Source organism: Corynebacterium sp. H127, assembly GCF_037482665.1.
Classification (GTDB): Bacteria; Actinomycetota; Actinomycetes; order Mycobacteriales; family Mycobacteriaceae; genus Corynebacterium.
Map to the genome: position 1 here is coordinate 1 of NZ_JBBHKY010000023.1, position 5,042 is coordinate 5,042.

5 protein-coding genes and 1 pseudogene are annotated in these 5,042 nt (G+C 55.6%); 4 read left to right on the top strand and 2 right to left on the bottom strand.

Going from position 1 to position 5,042, the window contains the following annotated elements; all coding sequences use genetic code 11:
• Positions 1-239 precede the first annotated feature (239 nt).
• The gene (locus tag WG936_RS12135) at positions 240-2,015 is read left to right on the top strand and encodes a hypothetical protein (protein WP_339573054.1); all 1,776 of its coding nucleotides are present in this window, start codon (positions 240-242) and stop codon (positions 2,013-2,015) included.
• A 116-nt stretch (positions 2,016-2,131) separates the two neighbouring features.
• On the top strand, positions 2,132-3,400 hold the full coding sequence (locus WG936_RS12140; protein ID WP_339564741.1) for an ATP-binding protein: 1,269 nt from the start codon (positions 2,132-2,134) through the stop codon (positions 3,398-3,400).
• Positions 3,401-3,459: 59 nt separating this feature from the next.
• On the opposite strand, the gene WG936_RS12145 is transcribed toward WG936_RS12140, so the two are convergent.
• A complete protein-coding gene (locus WG936_RS12145) occupies positions 3,460-3,840 on the bottom strand; it encodes a hypothetical protein (RefSeq protein WP_339573055.1) in 381 nt (126 codons plus the stop codon).
• A gap of 96 nt (positions 3,841-3,936) precedes the next feature.
• On the opposite strand from WG936_RS12145, the gene WG936_RS12150 reads away from it, so the two are divergent.
• Positions 3,937-4,182 (top strand): hypothetical protein, encoded by a 246-nt coding sequence (locus WG936_RS12150; protein ID WP_339564739.1) that lies wholly within the window; start codon positions 3,937-3,939, stop codon positions 4,180-4,182.
• A 21-nt stretch (positions 4,183-4,203) separates the two neighbouring features.
• Positions 4,204-4,770, top strand: a complete 567-nt coding sequence (locus tag WG936_RS12155) for a hypothetical protein (RefSeq protein WP_339564738.1) — start codon at positions 4,204-4,206, stop codon at positions 4,768-4,770.
• 152 nt (positions 4,771-4,922) lie between these two features.
• On the opposite strand, the pseudogene WG936_RS12160 reads toward WG936_RS12155, so the two are convergent.
• Positions 4,923-5,042, bottom strand: a pseudogene (locus WG936_RS12160) (IS30 family transposase); the annotation flags it as partial.

Below are 5,042 nucleotides of genomic sequence, written 5' to 3' on the forward strand. Positions count from 1 at the left end.
GCCGCCAGGTCAGCATCCTTGCCGGCGGCGACTGCGGAGGCGCGCGCATCAGCTGCTGATGAGGCGGCTTCGTTGGCGGATTGGTGTGCGGCTGCGGCGTAGCTTGCTGCTTGGTCGGCGTTGGCTGTGAAGCCTCGAGACACCGAATAGGAACTATGTCATGGAACCAGACACCCCTTCGCTCACAGTGAGCGGTTCACGAACTGCAAGGACCGGAGATCACAAACTTGAAAGAGGGAGTGACCTCCGGTTTCTTTTGTTTTCGTGTTTTCAACTGCAGTTATGACATGTATGGCAGTGACCCTAGCTTCCGTGGTCAGGTCAACATACCCGGGGTAAGGTTCAGGCCCATGGGCATTGAATTTCCGAAGGTTGTCGACAAGGCGGCGTTGGCCCTGATTACATATCAGGATTATTGGTCACGTGAAGTGGCGTTTCGCCCCGAAGAGACTTTCGCGCGTCTCGAGTCGGGTAGGCCTCTTGAAGACTCTTTTCGAGCTCTGCTTGGGCGGGACAAGACATGGCTTTTCCTGCTGTCGTCTCCGACGGTTGCCGAGGAAACCGCAAGACAGCTGATCGCTGCGCTGAGGTGGACAATCGACTCCGGCTTTCACGAGCTCTATGCGCGGCAACTTTGCGCAGGGCTTCCCGTAGAGTCTGGTCCGAGAACCGAGCTGGTTACGTCATTTGCTTTAGACAGGGAGGAGTCGCCAGTTTACGAGGAGAACTTGCTTGCCGACGAGCTCTTCGCCCGAGAATTGGACACCCTGTTGGCCTGGAAAAAGCAACAGAACTACCAAGCAATGGAATTCCCCGGTGGCTTAGACTTAAATGCGGTATCGAACTATGTGGGGGAGCGAACTTCGTTACCGGAGCCATCTGCACGCTTGTTATTTTCGGCGGTGGCCAATGGTGGCCTGCGAACAGAATCTAAGTATGAAAAGGCTGACTTAAAGAAAACTGGGTTGACTCCAAGCCAAGCAGCGTCTGCTCAATGGTTCTATGAGCCAGACGGGCTGGAACCTCCTCGCTCCCTACTGCTTGGCCTGACTTGGCATCCCGGGTATTTCCGGAGTGGCCCAAACCTTGATGCCTTTGTGGAGTGGTGGTGCCACCGCTATGGTCCCAAGTGGATCAACCTGACAAATGAGCAGTTCTGGGATTATCTCACTACCGCAGAGTCTGCCTATGGCACATATGGAGAAATCGCAGTTGTCCGTTCCCTCCTGCGGTCGTCTGGTTATCAAGTGGATGGCTCAATTCGGAAATTGACATCACTTTTGAATATTGCGATGTATGTAGCTCCGCAATCCAAGGAAGCGCTTGAAATCGCAGATGCTTTAGCTCGTGAGTCAATTCCTTCACCTGACCCTTTTCCAGACTCACCGGGTTCACTGATGAAGAAAGAAATGCTAGAAAATCCCTTGAGGAAGGATCCAGAGGCGACGATTGTGGAGGTGCTTGAACACACCGCAGATTTTCAGGATCCGAAACTGAGTGGCACAACAAAGTATTTGGGGACCTGGGGAGTGCAAACTGGAAAAATCGATGAGTGGTTTGAGTGGCTTCGAAATGGTACCGACCCCCAATTAACTTCCCGTGATCCCCGCTTGTCTGCTCCTGAAGCGTTAGCGAAGATTCAGCAGAGGTTCAATCTCAGCGAAGATGCCGCCTGCTACTACCTGCAAATTGCAGTGCTCACAGTTCCCAAGGATATTTGGATCCGCCGATGGAACGATTGGTCTGCGGCTCGACTTAAAGAGGCATCTACCGAGCTTATCGACGCCAACTTAGTCATCCACGAAAAGCGGACGAATGCCGGACGGACAGTGTTCCTCCCAGGCCGGTGGCATAACCGCAGCGACACTGGTCCTGCTATGGAGGCCCCAAAACTCGAGCTCTATTTGGCGTGGAAATCGGTGGCGTCTCGACCACTTATTGAGGGTGCTCCTCCGTGGAAGCCACTCGGATTGATGTTTGACGAAGTCGCTGGGTATCTCGTCGGCGCAGAGTAATTGCAGTCCGTCAGCCGACTTGTTCTTGCCAAGTGGATAATCTGGCGGTTAGTATGCGGATAATCTGGCGGTTAGCATGAAGATATTCTGGCGGTTAGTGTGCTACGGTGCTGGTTATGGCACTGAAGGACCCTGGAGAAAGCAGATACCTGAGTCGGTACATTGATATTGAGCTCGACGAGTTGACTGGCGCGCCGGCGATTGCTGTTGATGGTGCGAAGGGTGTGGGAAAGTCGGAAACCACGAAGCGCCGTGCCACGAAGGTCTATCAGCTTGATCGAGTGAACGAACGGGAGCTGTTGCAGGCCCGTTTAGACGACTTACTATCGGTTGCGGAAGTGCTTTGTCTCGATGAATGGCAGCATCTTCCGGAAGTGTGGGATGTGGTTCGTCGTAAGGTGGACGATCGAACGGTGACTAAGTTCCTGCTTACCGGAAGTGCAACACCTCGAAGTGATGCGGACACGCACTCCGGAGCTGGGCGGATTTTGAGCCTGCGCATGCGTCCTTTGACTGTTTCGGAGCGGGACGAAACCGAACCATCGGTGCTGATCAGCGAGATGTTCGAAGGTCGAATGAACGTATCCGGCACCACGAGCTGGGGGTTGGTTGACTATGCCGAGGCTATTTGTTCCACTGGGTTGCCTGGAATCTATAAGTTGAGTGGCCGTGGGCGTCGACAAGCAATTGCGTCATACATTCAACGCGTCATCGATAGAGACATCCCAGACCAGGGCTTGATGGTGCGTAAGCCGGAATCCATGCGGGCGTGGTGGGCAGCCTATGCAGCAGCTTCCTCAACGACGACCGCATACAACAAGATTCTCGACGCAGCCACGCCCGCTGATACTGGAAAGATTTCTAAGGATGCAGCGCTGGGGTATCGAGACGCGCTGACATCGTTGTGGTTACTTGACCCCGTCCCGGCTTGGTTTCCAAATCGGTCTCCATTCAAGAAACTGACTACCGGTCCGAAGCACCAAATTTTCGATCCCGGTGTCGCGGCAGCACTGCTTGGAGTCACTCCGCAGATGCTGGTGTCGCAGGATCCCGGAACATGGGAGTTGTTTGGTCAGCTGTTTGAATCGCTGGTGACTCTGACCGTTCGAGCAGCCGGGCAAGCAGCGGAGGCCCATACTGCCCATCTCAGAACCCAAGGTGGCACCCATGAAGTCGACTTGATCCTCGAGCGCTACGACGGCAAGGTCATTGCGTTCGAAGTCAAGCTGAAGCCGACCCCGACTGATAGCGATGTTCGCCATTTGCATTGGCTCGGCGAGCAGTTGGGGGATCGGTTGGTCGAAAAAGTTGTGGTCACCACAGGCACCGATGCTTATCGACGAACGGATGGTGTCACTGTGGTGCCTCTAGCGTTGCTGGGGTAGGTGGCTCTATCGGCATTCTTGCTTTTGGGCAATTAATGACCTCGTCACTTTTGTGCTTCTTAGTGAGTGCGGCTTTGTGCCGATTTTGATGCTGCGGGCAACCCCATGGTGGCCACGGCATCGGCCAAGACAAGGGTGCGGTGTTGGATGTTCTCCCACTCCCCTGGGCTAACCCCGCAGGCGACAACACGGTCAACGCTAATTGTCGTGACTTGTCGCAGGGCACCTTCGAAGTAATGGGCGTCGAAACCTGGATCATAGTCCTTAGCCAAGTGCATTAACTTAGGTAGGCAGTAATCGCCAGTGTTCATGATTGCTTCGAGATCAAGGAAGTCGCGGGCTTCAGTTCGACCAAAGACAGCCAGAACTTTGTTAGTTACCGCGTCGTCTTTGTGTAGAACGGGGCCGACTGAAGTGCCCCGGGTTTTGTTCCTAGGCATGTGCCTTGATTTCCAATATCTCATGGCTCGGGTTGCCGGTCCACAACTCTCCCTCGACCTCAGCCGGCGTACGGTAGTTCAGATTTTGTTGAAGCCGTGGCTGGGGCGGCAAGTGGAGTCCTGGATGTTGCGATGAACACCGCCGGCATCAACTACCAGCAGCGATGTGGCGTGCAGATACTCTCCAGGCTGCATGGCGGTTACAGCCTCGGGGTGCTGGCGGGTGCTGGAAGCGCAGTCATCGCCACTAGCGCAAAGGCAAGTGTTGTCGAGCATTTCTGCGTTATGGCGGCGGCGCTCGCAATGTTGGTGGCGATTGCCGCCCCTGCGTTGTGGCAGTAGCCAGCTAACGACGCGGTGGAGATGACGGCGCAGCGCGTTCAGCCAGCTTTGCTGCCGACGTCGATAGGCGTGCTCGCGGTGTGTGGGCTGCTAATCGAAGGGCTCATTACGGACTGGTCGGCGCTGCTCATCACGCGCGATTTTGGCGGGCCTGAGTCTTGGGGCGCGGTGGGATTGACGATATTCAGCGTCGCCATGTTCATTTCACGCTCGAGCGGGGACGTTGCTATTGCCCGCCTCGGGGAGTGGCGGCTGCTCGTGCTGAGTGCTGCGTCGATAGTGACCGCGATCTTGTTGAGCATTGGTACGGGCGACCCGCTGGTCATGGTGCTGGGCATCGGCATTATTGGCCTCGTCCTCGGGCCGCTGTTCCCACTAGCGATCGCCCGAGCCAGTCGCGTTGCCCCCGGTCAGGAAGCTACGATGACGGCTCGAGTTAGTGCCGTCGGCTACCTCGCGTATCTATTGGGGCCGCCCATGATTGGCGCTATTGCCGACGCCCTTGGCCTGCCAACCACGCTGGGCCTGATTGTCTGTCTTGCATGTGCGGGGATTGTGGCGGCGCGCGCCTCCACTTCTACTTGGTGAAAGCCAGTGCAACCTTTTTCGGCATTGGGCACGGGGGCTTGGAATGGGAAGCGAATCGGGGTTTGGGTGCTTTCGAATCCGTCACTACTACTTCAAGAACTCGAAAAGCCCAGGAGGGCGATGTAGGCCTGATTCGAGCTTGCTTGGCGGTGTCAAGCTGTGAATGCACCATTGAGTGTTTTCATCAGTATCTCACGAGGAGTGCACCCACCCAGCACGATTCGCGGAGTGTCATTGAGCTCATCTTGCACAAACTGGACATGCTCGGCAGT